At 39.4% G+C, this 16,519-nt stretch carries 13 protein-coding genes; 3 read left to right on the plus strand and 10 right to left on the minus strand.

Annotated features, from left to right (window positions below; genetic code table 11):
- Nucleotides 1–120: 120 nt before the first annotated feature.
- Entirely contained in the window at nt 121–1,110 is a 990-nt protein-coding gene (locus ACFINH_RS04825; RefSeq protein ID WP_375632285.1) for an asparaginase, read from the minus strand.
- A gap of 220 nt (nt 1,111–1,330) precedes the next feature.
- Here ACFINH_RS04825 and hslV point away from each other — a divergent pair, with 220 nt between their 5' ends.
- Nucleotides 1,331–1,912 (plus strand): ATP-dependent protease subunit HslV, encoded by a 582-nt coding sequence (gene hslV / locus ACFINH_RS04830; RefSeq protein ID WP_012754621.1) that lies wholly within the window; start codon nt 1,331–1,333, stop codon nt 1,910–1,912.
- The gene (hslU, locus tag ACFINH_RS04835; protein ID WP_375611822.1) at nt 1,913–3,223 is read left to right on the plus strand and encodes an ATP-dependent protease ATPase subunit HslU; all 1,311 of its coding nucleotides are present in this window, start codon (nt 1,913–1,915) and stop codon (nt 3,221–3,223) included. It abuts the gene before it with no gap.
- Nucleotides 3,224–3,242: 19 nt separating this feature from the next.
- Here hslU and ACFINH_RS04840 read toward each other — a convergent pair whose 3' ends face one another.
- The 3 genes from ACFINH_RS04840 to rpsO form a co-directional block, all read right to left on the minus strand.
- Nucleotides 3,243–4,238, minus strand: coding sequence for a class I SAM-dependent methyltransferase (locus ACFINH_RS04840; RefSeq protein ID WP_375613304.1), 996 nt, complete (start codon nt 4,236–4,238; stop codon nt 3,243–3,245).
- 72 nt (nt 4,239–4,310) lie between these two features.
- Complete coding sequence (pnp, locus tag ACFINH_RS04845; RefSeq protein ID WP_375632286.1) at nt 4,311–6,506, minus strand: polyribonucleotide nucleotidyltransferase; 2,196 nt, start codon at nt 6,504–6,506, stop codon at nt 4,311–4,313.
- 249 nt (nt 6,507–6,755) lie between these two features.
- A complete protein-coding gene (gene rpsO, locus ACFINH_RS04850; protein ID WP_375611819.1) occupies nt 6,756–7,025 on the minus strand; it encodes a 30S ribosomal protein S15 in 270 nt (89 codons plus the stop codon).
- 314 nt (nt 7,026–7,339) lie between these two features.
- Here rpsO and ACFINH_RS04855 point away from each other — a divergent pair, with 314 nt between their 5' ends.
- Complete coding sequence (locus tag ACFINH_RS04855) at nt 7,340–8,968, plus strand: MFS transporter (RefSeq protein ID WP_375611818.1); 1,629 nt, start codon at nt 7,340–7,342, stop codon at nt 8,966–8,968.
- A gap of 458 nt (nt 8,969–9,426) precedes the next feature.
- Here ACFINH_RS04855 and truB read toward each other — a convergent pair whose 3' ends face one another.
- The 6 genes from truB to rimP form a co-directional block, all read right to left on the minus strand.
- Nucleotides 9,427–10,389: a tRNA pseudouridine(55) synthase TruB gene (gene truB, locus ACFINH_RS04860; protein ID WP_375632287.1), complete on the minus strand. Its 963-nt coding sequence runs from the start codon at nt 10,387–10,389 to the stop codon at nt 9,427–9,429.
- A 4-nt stretch (nt 10,390–10,393) separates the two neighbouring features.
- Complete coding sequence (rbfA, locus tag ACFINH_RS04865; RefSeq protein WP_375613309.1) at nt 10,394–10,801, minus strand: 30S ribosome-binding factor RbfA; 408 nt, start codon at nt 10,799–10,801, stop codon at nt 10,394–10,396.
- 121 nt (nt 10,802–10,922) lie between these two features.
- A complete protein-coding gene (infB, locus tag ACFINH_RS04870) occupies nt 10,923–13,442 on the minus strand; it encodes a translation initiation factor IF-2 (RefSeq protein ID WP_375632288.1) in 2,520 nt (839 codons plus the stop codon).
- A complete protein-coding gene (locus tag ACFINH_RS04875; protein ID WP_375632289.1) occupies nt 13,439–14,074 on the minus strand; it encodes an RNA-binding protein in 636 nt (211 codons plus the stop codon). The genes infB and ACFINH_RS04875 overlap by 4 nt, the downstream gene beginning before the upstream one ends.
- Entirely contained in the window at nt 14,075–15,706 is a 1,632-nt protein-coding gene (nusA, locus tag ACFINH_RS04880) for a transcription termination factor NusA (RefSeq protein ID WP_375632290.1), read from the minus strand.
- 47 nt (nt 15,707–15,753) lie between these two features.
- Nucleotides 15,754–16,404: a ribosome maturation factor RimP gene (gene rimP / locus ACFINH_RS04885; RefSeq protein WP_375611870.1), complete on the minus strand. Its 651-nt coding sequence runs from the start codon at nt 16,402–16,404 to the stop codon at nt 15,754–15,756.
- Nucleotides 16,405–16,519 lie beyond the last annotated feature (115 nt).

Consider the following 16,519-nt stretch of genomic DNA (forward strand, 5'->3'; position numbering starts at 1 on the left):
TATTGGTCGAGAATTTTTTGCAGCAGCAATTGATTTAAGAGTAGACAGATGAGCGGCTTCATTTTCAAGTAAATTTTGTTTTGCATGCTCTCTTCTTTTAAGATAGTAGATCATTTTTCATTAACTTATAGTCCAGTCATTCCAGTTTGCACGGATTTGTGCTAATGAGTGCCCTTGCGCCAAAAAAGTCCATAAAAGTAGACGCGCTTTTACGGCTGATAAATAACCAGACATGAGAGCACCAGAAGCAATCATATCGATTTCGGAGCCTTTATAGCCATAAGTTATACGAGTTGTTGAGCCATTACAACAACGACTAGCAATAATGATTGGTATTTTTTGTGCATATTGTTGTACAAGGTCTGCTTCTTGAAAACTACAGTGCCCCGCACCAAAACCAGCTATAACAACTCCAGCATAATACCCACTTTCAAGGCATAGTTTCATTAATTTTGCATCAGATGATAAAGAGGAATAGAGGAGTGCAATTTGATGATCATGGTTTTGGGGAAGATCAAACGTTTTTGGGAAAAATTTTCGATCATTGAAATAAATAAGTTTTCCCTCTAAAATAGTTCCTAAAACACCTGCAAGACCTGATTGAAATGTTTCGACTTTGACGGTATGGCTTTTATAGAGCCAATAAGGTGAATGAATTGCATCATTTATGACAACGAGAACGCCCCTGTTACGACTTTGTGTGGCTGCTGCGACACGAGTGGCTGCTAAAATGTTGGCGGGGCCATCGGCGCCTGCTTCATGAGGCATGCGCATAGCGCCGGTTATGATGAGTGGTTCGGCTTCTTTCCAATAAAGAGAAAGAAAAAAAGCTGTTTCTTCCAGAGTATCAGTCCCTTGTGTTAAAACAATACCTTCTGCACCAGCGTTTATTTGTTGTTTTGCCCACTTAATTATTTCAAAAAGCATTTGAAACGATAAAGATCCACTTGGTATTTGCATTAATGTTTGTGCATTAATATCAGCAACGTTATTTAAATCAGGAACACTTTTTATGAGGTTATCTGAAGTTAAAGTCGGTTGCATGTGACCAAAACTATCAGCAGTCATTGCAATTGTTCCACCTAAGGTCCCTATGGCTATTTTTTTCATAATTTTCCTCTAAAAAGCACAAACTGTTTATATAAAGCTATTTAGCAGTAATTTACATTGACAACAATGATATCATTTTTCCATTTTCAACAAATTGAGTTATGCTGAATCATTGTGTTTTGCTGTATATGTTCTTAAATAGGACAATAGGAATTGAGTTTTACATTGTATGAAAAGAAATCAATATTAAAAAGTAAAGTTAATATTAAGGAGTTTCCTTATGACAGAACATAAGCCAGACATAATGTATGGTACAACAATTATTACGGTACGAAAAGGTGGAAAAGTCGTGATGGCCGGGGATGGTCAGGTCTCTCTTGGACAGACAATTATGAAAGGCAATGCACGTAAAGTGCGTCGTCTTGGAAAGAACGGAGTGGTTATTGCTGGTTTTGCTGGTGCTACGGCAGATGCTTTTACATTACTGGAGAGATTGGAAACAAAGCTTGAACAATATCCTGATCAGCTTATGCGTGCTTGTGTGGAACTTGCAAAAGATTGGAGAACAGATCGCTATTTGCGTCGTCTCGAAGCAATGATGCTCGTGGCTGATAAGAAAGTAACTTTGGCTCTAACAGGGCTTGGTGATGTCTTAGAGCCAGAAGATGGGGTTATGGCAATTGGCTCTGGAGGAAATTTTGCTCTTTCAGCAGCGCGTGCACTCATGGATTTGGATTTGGATGCAGAAACTATTGCTCGTAAAGCTATGGCTATTGCCGCTAAAATTTGTGTTTACACCAATGATCATTTTACGATTGAAACATTGGATGCAGAATTATCTTCTTTAGAGAAAGCTATTTAAATGTGTGTTGTATTTTCCCCTCGTGAAACTGTTTCTGAACTTGATCGTTTTATTATTGGCCAAAATGATGCCAAACGCTCTGTAGCTATTGCACTGCGCAATCGGTGGCGTAGGCAACAGCTTGATGAGCCGATGCGTGAAGAAGTTATGCCAAAAAATATTTTAATGATAGGGCCAACAGGAGTTGGTAAAACTGGTATTGCACGTCGATTAGCAAAACTTTCTGGAGCACCCTTCGTTAAAGTAGAAGCGACTAAATTTACTGAAGTTGGTTATGTGGGACGTGATGTTGAGCAAATTATTCGAGATCTTGTTGAAATTGCCATTTCTCTTGTGCGTGAAAAGAAACGGGATGAAATAAAAGAAAAGGCTCACGTGAATGCTGAAGAGCGCGTTTTAGACGCCCTTGTTGGTAAAACAGCAAGTCCTGCTACCCGTGATAGTTTTCGTAAAAAATTGCGTGAAGGTGAATTGGATGAGAAAGAGATTGAAATTGAAGTCGCCGATAATAATAGCAATAGTGCTTCAACCTTTGATATTCCTGGTATGCCTGGGGCACAAATGGGTATTATGAATTTATCAGATATTTTGGGTAAAATGGGCAGTCGTACAAAAGTCCGTAAGACGACAGTAAAGGATTCTTTTAAACCGCTCATTGATGATGAATCTGAAAAACTCCTTGATCAGGAGCAAATTATTCAAGAGGCGCTTCGTGTTGCTGAAAATGACGGTATTGTTTTTATCGACGAAATTGATAAAATTGCAACCAGGGATGGTGGAGCAAGTGTTGCGGTTTCGCGTGAGGGCGTTCAACGGGATCTTTTGCCTTTGGTTGAAGGAACAACAATTGCTACAAAATATGGGCAAATCAAAACAGATCATATTCTTTTTATTGCCTCAGGTGCATTTCATGTTTCCAAGCCATCTGATTTATTACCGGAACTTCAAGGACGTTTGCCCATCCGTGTGGAGCTGAACCCTTTAACAAGGGAAGATTTACGGCGCATTCTAACGGAACCAGAAGCTAGTTTGATTAAACAATATATCGCTCTTATGGCAACGGAAGAGGTTCATTTGGAAATTACCGATGATGCAATTGATGCTTTAGCAGATATTGCTGTAGATTTAAATGCAAGGATTGAAAATATAGGGGCACGTCGTTTGCAAACAGTGATGGAGCGCGTTTTGGATGAGATTTCTTTCACTGCACCTGATAAAGCTGGAACATCGTTTAAAATTGATGCTGCTTACGTGAGAAAATCTATTGGCGAGCTTGCTGCTGATATCGATCTTTCACGTTTTATTCTTTGAAAGTTATTGCTTGTTCTGTTTATCTGCGTGCTTCGATAATTTTGAAACCATGGGCTTGTTCATGTATCAACACTGTGCGGAAAATATTTTTTAATAATGTTTCATAAGGCAGGTGGCGGTTTGCAACAAAAAGCAGACTGCCGCTTGGCTTTAAGCACTTTGCAGCATTTATAATAAAATTTTTTCCTAATGCAACATCTGTTGTTTGTTGTGTGTGAAACGGTGGATTTGAAATGATTGTGTCATATAGATTTGTGATAGGTTCATGTACAAGGTCATGCCAATAAAAATGAATTGGAAAAGGAGCTGTTATGGATTTAAGGTGCTGTTTTGCTGCTCTCAAAGCATTGTAGTCTGCTTCATAAAGGTCTAGAGCGGTGAGTTTTTCACTTCTTTCAAGCGCAACGTGAGAAAGATAACCCCATCCAGCACCAAAATCAGCCGTTTTTCCAGAAATAACTTTGAGCATATAAGAAGCAAGGGCAGCAGATCCTGGATCAATACGTCCGTGTGAGAACATACCAGAAGTGGTTTGAAATTTACCAAAAGTGAGCGGTGGTGAGCGCAATTGCGCAATGTTATGTCTCTCAATTTGTTGAGGAACTTGCAACCAAAATACAAGACCATGATTTTTAGACAATTTATTGGTGATGGGAACAATTGTTTTGACCCATTTCATCATTGAAGCAGCACCAGCAGTTTTATTCCCACTGATTACAATCCATCCATTGGGTTTAACGCATTCTAATAAATCAAGAAAACAATTTTGGTTCAAACCACGATATTTGCTCAAATGTAAAAATGCACCATCATAGCTGAAAGTTTTATCTATTTGAGGAGAGCAGTGAAATTGAGTATCGACAAATTTTAAAAAATCTGGTCGCCAAGGCGTAATAACTTTTAAATTTTGTGCCCATTCTGGAGCTGGGATTTGTGTTAAACCAAAACTTAGCCAACACTGGTTTGGATCAGGATACGGGAGTTCATGATTTTCAAAAGGCAAAAATAATAACACATATGACTCTTTCAAAGAAAAATGCCACTCCAATATTGGGATGGCATTTCATGATACGATAAGAGGAAAAACTTACTCTTCTTTTTTCTTTCGGCGGCGCTTATTTTCAGGTTGTTTTTTTTCATCCACGCACTTTTCTTCATTCATCGCTTTATCACCGGTGATTTCCTTTCCGGTTGTTTGATCAACGACCTTCATTGATAACCGAACTTTTCCACGCTCATCAAAGCCCATTAATTTAACCCAAACTTTGTCACCTTCTTTTACAATATCGGTTGTTTTGGTGACGCGTTCTGATGCAAGTTGAGAGATATGAACGAGTCCATCACGAGAACCAAAGAAGTTTATAAATGCACCAAATTCTGCAGTTTTTACAACTGTTCCTTGGTAGATAGCACCAACTTCAGGCTCATCGACAATAGAATGGATCCAACGTTTTGCTGCTTCAATGGTTTTAGCATCAGCAGAAGCAATTTTAATGGTACCATCATCTTCAATATTAATTTTTGCTCCAGTTTGTTCCACGATTTCCCGAATAACTTTACCACCAGAGCCGATAACATCACGGATTTTATCGACAGAAATATTCATAACTTCGATTCGTGGAGAAAATTCACTCAGCTCAGCACGTGCACTGGTTAAAGCTTTCGCCATCTCATTAAGGATATGGATTCGTCCACCTTTGGCTTGTTCAAGCGCGATTTTCATAATCTCTTCGGTAATACCATCAATTTTGATATCCATTTGCAAGGCAGTAATACCATTTTCTGTTCCTGCGACTTTAAAATCCATATCTCCAAGATGATCTTCATCCCCTAAAATATCAGAAAGAACAGCAAAGCGTTCTCCTTCTTTAATCAAGCCCATAGCAATACCAGCAACAGGGCGTGCTAGAGGAACACCAGCATCCATAAGAGCAAGTGAGGTTCCACAAACCGTTGCCATAGAAGAAGAGCCATTGGATTCAGTGATTTCTGAGACAGCACGAATGGTATAAGGAAAAGATTCTTTCGTTGGCAACATGGGGTGAATTGCCCGCCATGCCAATTTGCCATGTCCAATTTCACGACGACCTGGAGAACCAAGGCGTCCCGTTTCACCCACTGAAAATGGTGGAAAATTGTAATGGAGAAGGAATGTTTCCTTATACATACCCGTTAAAGAATCAACATATTGTTCATCTTCACCAGTTCCCAATGTTGCAACGACAATCGCTTGTGTTTCTCCGCGGGTAAAGAGTGCTGATCCATGTGTGCGGGGTAAAATACTTACTTCTGATTGGATAGGGCGTACGGTAGAAAGATTGCGTCCATCAATCCGCTTTTGGGTATCAAGAATGTTTCCGCGAACAATTTTTGCTTGCAACTGTTTAAATACGGTTGCAATTTGATCTGCACTAAATTGACAGTCTTTTTCTGGTTCTGGCATAAATTTATTGAGGATTTCTGTCTTTAGTGCATCAATTGCAGCATAACGTTCTTGCTTATCAGTAATTGTGTAAGCCTTTCGTATATCCTGTTCTGCCATTTTCTGCATCGCTTTTTCAAGCTCAGAAAGATCTTCAGGAACAAAATCACGAGGATCTTTTGCAGCAACTTCAGCAAGCTTTATAATGGCATCAAGGACAGGTTGAAGGCCTTTGTGACCAAACATTACGGCCCCCAACATGATATCTTCCGGTAATTCTTGTGCTTCTGATTCAACCATCAAAACAGCACTTTCTGTTCCAGCAACAACAAGATCAAGTTTTGATTCAGGCATTTCATCGATATGAGGATTAAGAACATATTGTCCATTACAATAGCCAACGCGGGCACCAGCTATAGGCCCCATGAAAGGAACACCTGACAGGGTCAATGCGGCAGAAGATGCAATCATCGCAAGGATATCGGGATTGTTTTCGAGATCATGCTGTATAACGGAAACAATAACTTGTGTATCATTTTTATATCCCTCAACGAAAAGGGGACGAATTGGGCGATCAATCAAACGTGAAACCAAAGTTTCATTTTCACTTGGTCGACTTTCACGTTTTAAATAGCCCCCAGGTATTCGACCAACAGCATAGGATTTTTCTTGATAATTAACGGTGAGTGGAAAAAAGTCCTGGTCTGGTTTTGGGATTTTGGCCGATACAACGGTAGCTAAGACAATCGTTTCTCCATAGGTAGCAATCACTGCACCATCAGCTTGACGCGCTATTTTCCCTGTTTCAAGGGTGAGCGGACGCCCGGCCCATTCAATTTCTATCTTGTGCGTTTTGAACATTTTTTATCCTTAATGACCAGTGTTTAAATCTTTGATTGCTCACATTCTGGTTTTGCGTAGCATACTTCCAAGATCTGGGGTGGACAACATACTTTTTATCTTTGTTGCGAGAAAAGAGAAGTAAACTGCTTAAATGCGAAACGATGAGCAGTTCTATCCCATAATAACTTATCAGTTTTTAAAATTTTTAATTAAAAGCAACACGTTGAAAAAATGGGTGTTTTTTTAAATACCACTTCTATTTTTCTTTTAGCGACGCAAACCTAACTTCTTTATAAGTGTCTGATAACGATTTTGGTCAACTCCTTTAAGATAATCAAGAAGACGCCGACGTTGAGATACCATCTTCAAAAGACCACGACGAGAATGATTATCTTTTTTGTGAGATTTAAAGTGGTTTGTTAAATTAGAAATACGTTCAGAAAGTACAGCAATTTGCACTTCTGGTGATCCTGTATCACCAACTTTGTTTGCGTATTCTGCGACAAGAGCTTTTTTACGTTCAGCTGTAATCGACATCGTATTATCCTTTCCAAAAACGAAGAAACATAAAGCCACCCATAGCCGAGATGTCGTTCAGCAAGGGTCTGTGAGAAAACAGGAAAAGTCGAAGACTCTTACCTATTTTCGTTCTTATATAGGAAAGAAGGTTAAAATACTAGTCCTTGACAGCATTTTGAAGTCTTTCTTTAAATAAAAGCTTTTGTTTTGAAATATTGATTTAAATAGAGTTTTATGAGAAGTGTTTTAAACAATTATGCATCCTTTTGATACAAAGATTATGAGTGTGTGTGAGTGGTAACAAAAGTGATAAATAGCGTTGGAGGGAAAAGATGCAGAGCATTTCAACATTAAAACTTTTTCGTAATTCGGTATTTCGAAATTTATGGTCATCTACTCTTATTTCTAATTTAGGGGGGCTGATACAAGCTGTTGGAGCAGGGTGGTTAATGGCGTTGATTAGTTCTTCGCATTCCATGGTTGGGCTAGTTCAAAGTGCCACAACATTACCACTTGTTATGTTTTCTTTGATGGCAGGGGCATTAGCTGATAATTTTAATCGGCGTCAAATTATGTTGTGTGTACAGATTATGATGATGGTCATATCGATGAGTTTATCTGTTTTAGCCTATATGGGATTTCTAACACCTTGGCTTTTGTTATGTTTTACGTTTTTGATTGGATGTGGCACAGCTTTTTATAATCCTTCTTGGCAAGCAACGATAGGAGATATTGTGAGCAGGGAAAATATTCCTGCTGCTGTTAGTTTGAATAGTGTCGGCTTTAATTTGATGCGGAGTGTTGGTCCTGCGATTGGTGGTGCCATCATTGCAACTTTGGGGGCATCGGCTGCTTTTTTGTTTAATGCTATAAGCTATATTCCTCTTATTGGTGCGTTGTTTTTCTGGAAGTCGAATTATGAAAACAACTCATTGCCACGAGAAAGGCTGTTAGGAGCTGTCTCAGATGGTTTGCGTTATGTTGCGATGTCACCTAATCTCTTAAGTATTATGGTTCGAGCGTTCCTTTTTGGTATAGGAGCAACTTCTATTTTAGCACTTTTGCCAATTGTTGCGCATAAAGTTCTTGGAGGAAGTGCCCTTCTTTATGGTACATTGCTCGGTTGTTTTGGGTTAGGAGCCATGACAGCAGGTATTATTAATGCAGTTGTACGGCATCATTTTCGTTCAGAAACAATTATTGCAAGTGCATTTATTGGTTTCGCCTTTTCTTGCTTTTTATTGGGAATCAGTCGTTCACTGATTATAAGCCATATTGCTTTATTTCCTGCAGGGTTATGTTGGGTTTTGGCCTTATCATTGTTTAATACATCTGTACAACTCTCTACACCACGCTGGGTTGTTGCACGTTCTTTAGCTCTTTATCAAACGGCATCTGCCGGGGGGATGGCTATTGGAAGTGCAATCTGGGGAGGTTTAGCTGATGGTTATTCTCCAACAATTGCTTTGAGCGTTTGTTCTTTATTCTTGATTTTTGGTGCTCTTGCAGGGGTAAAATTTAGAATTCAAGAAATTCCTCAGATAGATTTAAATCCTCTTGATCATTTTAGAGAGCCGGAATTATTACTCGACCTCAAAGCAAGAAGTGGCCCGATTATGATAATGATCGATTATAAAATTCATGAAAATGATCTTGAAGAGTTTCTCAAAGTGATGACGCGTCGACGCCATATTCGATTACGTGATGGTGCGCGTCAGTGGGTCCTTTTACGAGATCTTGAAAGACCTGAATATTGGACAGAGGCTTATCATATGCCAACATGGGTAGATTATTTACGCCATAATCATCGTCGTACAAAAGCAGATGCAGAAGTCAATAAGCGTCTACGTCATTTAAATTGTGCTCCTAACGGTATAAGAGTGCACCGCATGATTGAACGCCAAACAATACCTCAAGCCAATGAGATGCTTTTAAAAGTTTCCTCTGATCATCTTCCTTAGGGTTAAAACAGTTTTTGTAAATATTACATATATTAATATTATTTCGATCAATTTTTTAGCATAATCATAAAAAATTGCTATTTCAATATTTAATGAATTGATTTATAATGGTTATTTGTCATTTTTCATGTTGAGTGATAGTTCTGAAAATCTTAAGCTTTTCTCGTTTCAAATCTATTTAGAGTAAATCAGTCCATATCTTTGCTTGTACATTATAAACGAGGACTAAAGTATGAGTAAAAAACGATTGAAAAAGAAATAAAAAGCCTCTTACGAATCCTTTAAATGCAAGGATTGTTGCGACATTAAGAGGAAAAAGTGTGTGGTGGTGTTAGCTTATAGCACTGACTTAAATTTTGATATGAATACGGTAAATATAGACAATGAAAAGCACCATATTTTTCTTAATTGATAGAGAAAAATATCTTTCCGCAAAAGGTGGTTGGGAAAAGAATCGATTAAATTGTGAAAATCCGCTTTGGTTTAAATAGACCTTTGTCGAGAGTGCCAATAGCAAGAAGTTGTTCCTTATAGAGGACACAAATTTCCTCTTCATCAAGAGGTGCTTTGTGATGATTCAAGAGGATAGAATGACCCTTGATAATTCTCTGTGCTTGAGTTTCATTAAGGATATAGTGAGGGAGGCAATCCAATGCGGCGCTTGTGTCAATTAAGAGCCCATCGAGTGTTGAGAAGTTTTTTTCAAAAGAACGATTATTCTCATCTGTAGTGTTTTTATTTGGCGGAATGGCCGCTTTTAGTTCCTCCCATGTAATGAGATCTTCTTCATCAAAAGGTGCGACGGCAATACGTCTTAAATCAGCAATATGCCCATAGCAACCGAGATCACGTCCCATATCGCGTGCTAAAGAGCGCACATAAGTTCCTTTTCCGCAGGTTATTTCAAAGATAGAATGCTCTTTGGTAGGCATTTCTAATAACTTGAAAGTTTCTATTTCCACTTCACGGGGCGGAATGTCAACAACTTCCCCTTCACGCGCTAAATCATAGGCACGATTTCCAGCAATTTTGATTGCTGAAAATTGTGGAGGTGTTTGCAAAATAACACCTGTATATTGAGGAAGAAGAGCAAGTATTTCTTCTTGTGTTGGACGTATGAGAGAAGTTTTCGTTATTTCTCCTTCTAAATCATCTGTTGAGCGCTCTTGCCCCCAAGCAATATGAAAACGGTAAGTTTTTTTGCCTTGCATCACGTAAGGGACGGTTTTGGTTGCTTCGCCCAATGCAATGGGAAGGAGACCAGAAGCAAGAGGATCAAGTGTACCCGCATGTCCTGCCTTTTGAGCATGGAAGAGCCATTTGATTTGTGAGACAGCTTCTGTTGATTTCATTCCTTCTGGTTTATCAAATATGACCCAGCCAGAAACAGGACGCCCTTTTTTCTTGTGTTGCCGCGCCATATCTTTAATCCTCATCTGTATCACTATGGTGAAGATCGCGTGCAACCTCAGGCGAGCGAAGGAGGGCATCAATTTTTGAAAAATTATCAAAACTATTATCAAGTCGGAAACGCAGTTCTGGCATATATTTCATTTGTCGCAACGCATGACTGATTTCTCCACGGAGAAAACGACTATGTTTATTGAGGGTATCAACAACATCGGTATGAGAAGCATTTTTAAGAGTGCTGAGAGGTGATACAAAGCAAGTAGCAATTTTTAAATCTGGTGACATGCGTACTTCAGAGACAGAAATAACAATATCTTTTAAGATATCATCAAGCAAAATATCACGCTGTAATATATGCGCTATTGCATGACGTACTTGCTCTGCTACTCTAAGTTGCCGTTGTGATGGCCCTGCATTTTTCATCAAAGTTTTATCCTTGCTACAAGATCTCTTTTTTGACCATTTAGATAAGGAAAAAGAGATATTGTGTATAAAACCTAATAACTTTTCTCATTTCACAACAGAGTAAAGTTATTGGATTATTTTATAATGTGCGATTAATATGTTCGATACGGAAGGTCTCAATGATGTCTCCTGCACGCATGTCTTCATAATTTTCAAAGGCTATTCCACATTCTTGACCACTTTGCACTTCATTGACTTCATCCTTAAAGCGTTTGAGTGTTTTCAGCTTTCCTTCGTGAATAACGATATTATCGCGGATAAGGCGAACACCGGCTCCTCGTTCTATTTTACCTTCTGTAACACGACATCCTGCAACTTTTCCAATTTTTGTAATGTTAAAGACTTCTAGAATTTCAGCATTACCAAGGAAAGTTTCACGCTGTTCTGGTGAGAGTAATCCAGACATAGCAGCCTTGATATCGTCAACAAGATCATAAATGATGTTGTAATAACGAATTTCAATTCCTTGTGTTTTAGCAAAATCACGTGCCTGCTTATTGGCTCGAACATTAAAGCCAATTACAGCAGAGTTAGAAGCTTCTGCAAGAGAAATATCACTTTCGGTAATTCCTCCAGCACCAGAATGTACAATACGCGCACGAACCTCGTCATTTCCGAGTTTTTCCAATGCTGAAGCGATTGCTTCAATTGATCCTTGAACATCTCCTTTTATAATAAGAGAAAAATCCTTAACACCAGTCGTTTGCAATTTTGTCATCATCTGTTCAAGAGAACCACGCGAACCAGTTTGCCGCGCAACAGCTTTATCACGTGCTAATCGTTGCCGATATTCAGAAATTTCACGTGCTTTTGCTTCATGTGTGACAACAGCAAAACGGTCTCCGGCTTGTGGTGTTCCTTGCATGCCTAAAATTTCAATTGGTGTAGAGGGAACGGCCTCTTTGACATGGCGGCCATGGTCGTCAATCAAAGCACGTACACGACCCCATTCATTTCCAGCAACGATAATATCAGAAGGGTGTAATGTACCTTTTTGAACAAGAACTGTTGCAACAGAGCCACGTCCGCGATCCAATTTGGCTTCAATGATAACGCCCTCTGCAGTTCGTTGAGGATCTGCTTTCAGATCAAGCATTTCAGCTTGAAGAAGGATAGCTTCGAGAAGTTTATCAAGATTTTGACCAGTTTTAGCAGAAACTTCAACGTCCAAAGTTTCTCCACCCATAGTTTCAACAAACACTTCATGTTGTAGAAGTTCTGTACGCACTTTTTGTGCATTCGCAGCTGGTTTATCAATTTTGTTGATAGCAACAATGATAGGTACACCAGCAGCTTTCGCATGATTGATTGATTCAATCGTTTGAGGCATAACACTATCATCAGCGGCTACAACGAGAACAGCAATATCAGTAACACGAGCTCCGCGTGCACGCATAGCGGTAAATGCAGCATGACCTGGTGTATCAATAAAGGTAATTTTTTGACCATTTTGTTCTACTTGATAGGCACCAATATGCTGCGTAATACCTCCTGCTTCGCCAGAAACAACATTTGCTTTACGAATAGCATCCAAAAGCGAAGTTTTTCCGTGGTCAACATGGCCCATAATGGTTACAACAGGGGCGCGCTGCTGCATGTTTTGAGGATTATCTGTTATATTAAAGATACCTTCTTCTACGTCAGATTCTAAAACACGTTTAACAGTATGGCCAAATTCAACAGCGATGAGTTCGGCAACATCTGCATCAATAACATCGCCAGGTTTCATCATTTGTCCTTGTTTCATCAAGAATTTAATCACATCAACAGAACGCTCAGTCATACGTTGTGCGAGCTCTTGAATAGTAATCGTTTCAGGAAGAACAACTTCGCGAGAAATTTTTTCTCTTGGTTCTTGATTTTGTGCACGCTTAAACTTTTCCTGTCTACGCCGCATTGCAGCCATTGAGCGCCCACGTGCGCTTCCTTCTTCATCCAGTGCACTATTCAGAGTTAACTTTCCGCGTCTCCGCTCATCAGCTCCTTTGACAACTTTGGGTACACGTATTTCTGACTTAGCAGGATTAGCACGTCGACTATGCCGTTCTTCCTCTTTATTGTCATCTATTTTGCGTTTTTCAACCACGGTTGTCTGTTTAGGGGCAATAGGAATATCTGTCTGTTCAATGAGAGGGGGAACAGGTGGAGTCTGTACTGGCGATATTTCTTCTTCTTGTTGGAGATGTATTTCTTTTTCTTTAATTTCTTGCTGTAAAATTTCTTCACGCTCTTTAGCGCGTCTTGCTTCTTCTTCGGCTTGTTCTCGCGTTATTTTTTCTTGGATATGTGCTTCTTCTAACGCGCGAAGCCTCGCTTCCATTTCAGTTGATGAAAGATTGCTTTTGGTCACAGATTCTTGAGGCTTTTTCCCCTCAAAACGCGGTTTAGAACGCTGGGGGGCCACATGCGGCTTTGTAATGGGCTGTAGGGTTTCAGCTTTTTCATCAGGTCGCGTAATTTTACGCCGTTTGGTTTCGACAACGACAGCCTTCGTACGGCCATGACTAAAATTTTGTTTAACCGTACTCGTTTCCAAGACAGACCTCTTGAGAGTTAGTGTCTTCTTGACGGTTGTTTTGTCGTTGTTATTTTCACTCATTGTACTTCCTTCACGGCTTGGGCCGTCATCTCACTAGACTTACTATGCTTGTCGTCACGATAGCTGATCAATTTACATGTTGTTTTGAGAAATCCTTCAGCAGCTTTTGTGTCCAGTAAGGCCGCGTGCATTACAGGATTAGAGCCAAAAGCCACTCGCATTTCATTACTTGTAAATAAAGATATGGTTTTTATAGTCCGATTTGTTTGTTGTTGTATTGAATGGATGGCCTGTGCAATTTTTCGTTTCCCATCTTCTGTTGTTTCTTTAGCATGAAGTACAAGAATAACTTTACCAGAGCGGATAGCAGCGTCAACCTTTGTTGCTCCCATAACAATTGCTCCCGCTTTTCGTGCTATGGAAAGGCTTGAAAGAGCGGCTTTTAGTAAAAGCGTATCAACAACATGCACAAGATTTGGTGCAACCTCAACATCTGTTTTAAAATTTCTATGAAAAGCTTTCTGTTTGATTGCTTTCTCAATAACAGCGTGATGGGCAGAAATCCAAACGCCACGCCCTGGTAAATTCGCTTTAAGATCAGGAACAATTTGGTTATTGGGACCAATAACAAAACGGATCAGCGTTTGTGCTGAAGCATTTTTTCGGGTCACAATGCAAGTCCGTTCATTCATTTAAAGTGTATCCACATCCAAATCATCTGTTTTTTCATTTTCTGCAGAATTTTCATCTTCTACAGGATTTTCTGTAACAAGATCAGCTTGGTCTATCCAGCCTGCTTGTACACGTGCGGCTAAAACCATAGCTTCTGCATCTGCGCGTGTAATGTCAAAAGGGGTTAGAATACCAGAAAAATTCCGTGTTTGACCTTCTTTACGTTCTCTCCAACCAGCTAAATCATCAACGGCATAGCCAGCAAAGTCTTCTATTGTTTTTACACCATCTTCACCTACAGCAACCAACATAGCACTTGTCATTCCAGGAAGTGCTCGCAATTCGTCAGAAACTCCGAGCTTTTTGCGTTTTTCATCGAGTTCTTTTTCTTGATGATCAAGATATTCGCGGGCACGACTTTGGATTTCAGCGGCGGTATCATGGTCAAAACCATCAATAGAAGCGATTTCTTCAAGATCAATATAGGCGATTTCTTCAATAGAAGAAAAACCCTCTGATGCCATAACCTGTCCGATCATTTCGTCAACCTCTAAGGCTTCCATAAACAATTTACTTCGTTCAGTAAATTCTTTTTGACGATTTTCAGATTCTTCCTTTTCCGTTAAAATATCAATGTTCCATCCTGTTAGTTGCGAAGCCAAGCGAACATTTTGCCCACGTCGTCCAATAGCAAGGCTAAGTTGATCATCTGGCACAATAACTTCAATCCGTTCAGCATCTTCATCAAGGATGATTTTAGAAACTTCAGCAGGTTGCAGTGCATTAACGACAAATGTTGCCGCATCAGGCGACCAAGGAATAATATCAATTTTTTCGCCTTGTAATTCAGCAACAACAGCTTGTACACGACTTCCTCGCATTCCAACGCATGCTCCAACAGGATCAATGGAACCATCACGTGAAACAACGGCGATTTTAGCCCGTGAACCTGGATCACGAGCAACAGATTTGATTTCTATAATACCATCATAAATTTCTGGTACTTCCATAGTGAAAAGTTTTACCATAAATTGGGGATGTGTGCGTGAAAGGAAAATTTGCGGACCACGCGTTTCACGGTGTACATCATTGACAAAAGCACGAATGCGATCTCCATAGCGGAATGATTCACGAGGAATTAATTCATCACGGCGAACAATAGCTTCACCGCGCCCTAGATCAACGATGACGTTACCATATTCCACACGCTTAACTGTACCAGAAATAATTTCACCAACTTTATTTTTGAATTCTTCATATTGCTGATCGCGCTCTGCATCGCGTACTTTTTGTACAATAACCTGTTTAGCAGATTGTGCTGCGATACGTCCAAAATCCATAGGAGGTAAAAGATCAGCAAAAAAATCACCAATTTTTGCTTCTGCTTGACGTTTGAGAGCATCAGACAAAGTAATTTCCGTTGTATAGTCTTCAACGACATCAACGATTTTAAGCAGGCGCTGTAATTTAATTTCACCTGTTTTAGAATTGATTTCAGCACGAATATTGGTTTCTTGACCATAACGAGAACGTGCTGCTTTTTGAATAGCATCAGCCATCGCAGAAATGACAATTTCACGGTCGATTGACTTTTCACGTGCAACAGCATCTGCAATTTGCAGAATCTCAAGCCTGTTAGCGCTTGTAGCCATCAATTTTCTCCTTCTTTGTGCCACACGATGGGTATTTCCCAGTGATATTATTTTTTGAAATTGAGCGTCTGTATAGAGTCGTTAGCGTTCTCTTCGGCAATGAATTGTTGACTTAAATCTTTATTTTGTTTCAATGCATCGCGAATAAGCTCATCGGTAAGCACTAAATGCGCATTTATGATATCACAAAAGGAAATAGGGGTATACATGGCTTCTCCATAAGCAGCTTTATCAGTGTTTAAAATAAATCCATCTTGCGTGATATTTGTAAGTGTCCCACGAAATTTTCGGCGCCCATCAATTGTTATTTTGGTTTCAATTTTTGCAAGATGCCCCTGCCAATGAAAAAAATCAGATTTTCTTACCAATGGACGATCAATTCCAGGTGATGAGATTTCTAAATGATATTTGCGTTCAATAACATTTTGTACATCAAGGAGGGGAGAAACAGTTCGACTAACAGTTTCACAATCTTCTATGGTCATAGAACCATCGGCACGTTCAACCATAATTTGAAGTGTTAAACCATTTTGACCAAGAAGTTTTACACGAACCAAACGAAAACCTAAAGGTTTAAGTAGTGGTATGACAAGAGCAGCAACCTGTGCTTCGATACCATCTTCTTCAAACAGGCGCGGTTCGTCAAGATTGCTTATTTTTTCAGCTTCGTTCATACATTTTATCCAAGTTGGTTTCATCAGTTTTATGATATTAAAAAAGAGCGGGTCCAACGGCCCACTCTTCATCATAAGACCAAGAATTTAACTATTGATACTCTTAAATTCAAAATTTTTCAAGTTGTTTATGAGAAAA

Source organism: Bartonella sp. AA74HLJMH (genome assembly GCF_042197045.1).
Lineage (GTDB): Bacteria > Pseudomonadota > Alphaproteobacteria > Rhizobiales > Rhizobiaceae > Bartonella.

Bases quoted from the DNA above. Each gene is read 5' to 3' on its own strand.
- ACFINH_RS04825 (WP_375632285.1), bottom strand. From the start codon at position 1,110: ATGAAAAAAATAGCCATAGGGACCTTAGGTGGAACAATTGCAATGACT.
- hslV (WP_012754621.1), top strand. From the start codon at position 1,331: ATGACAGAACATAAGCCAGACATAATGTATGGTACAACAATTATTACG.
- hslU (WP_375611822.1), top strand. From the start codon at position 1,913: ATGTGTGTTGTATTTTCCCCTCGTGAAACTGTTTCTGAACTTGATCGT.
- pnp (WP_375632286.1), bottom strand. From the start codon at position 6,506: ATGTTCAAAACGCACAAGATAGAAATTGAATGGGCCGGGCGTCCGCTC.
- rpsO (WP_375611819.1), bottom strand. From the start codon at position 7,025: ATGTCGATTACAGCTGAACGTAAAAAAGCTCTTGTCGCAGAATACGCA.
- ACFINH_RS04855 (WP_375611818.1), top strand. From the start codon at position 7,340: ATGCAGAGCATTTCAACATTAAAACTTTTTCGTAATTCGGTATTTCGA.
- truB (WP_375632287.1), bottom strand. From the start codon at position 10,389: ATGGCGCGGCAACACAAGAAAAAAGGGCGTCCTGTTTCTGGCTGGGTC.
- rbfA (WP_375613309.1), bottom strand. From the start codon at position 10,801: ATGAAAAATGCAGGGCCATCACAACGGCAACTTAGAGTAGCAGAGCAA.
- infB (WP_375632288.1), bottom strand. From the start codon at position 13,442: ATGAGTGAAAATAACAACGACAAAACAACCGTCAAGAAGACACTAACT.
- ACFINH_RS04875 (WP_375632289.1), bottom strand. From the start codon at position 14,074: ATGAATGAACGGACTTGCATTGTGACCCGAAAAAATGCTTCAGCACAA.
- nusA (WP_375632290.1), bottom strand. From the start codon at position 15,706: ATGGCTACAAGCGCTAACAGGCTTGAGATTCTGCAAATTGCAGATGCT.
- rimP (WP_375611870.1), bottom strand. From the start codon at position 16,404: ATGAAACCAACTTGGATAAAATGTATGAACGAAGCTGAAAAAATAAGC.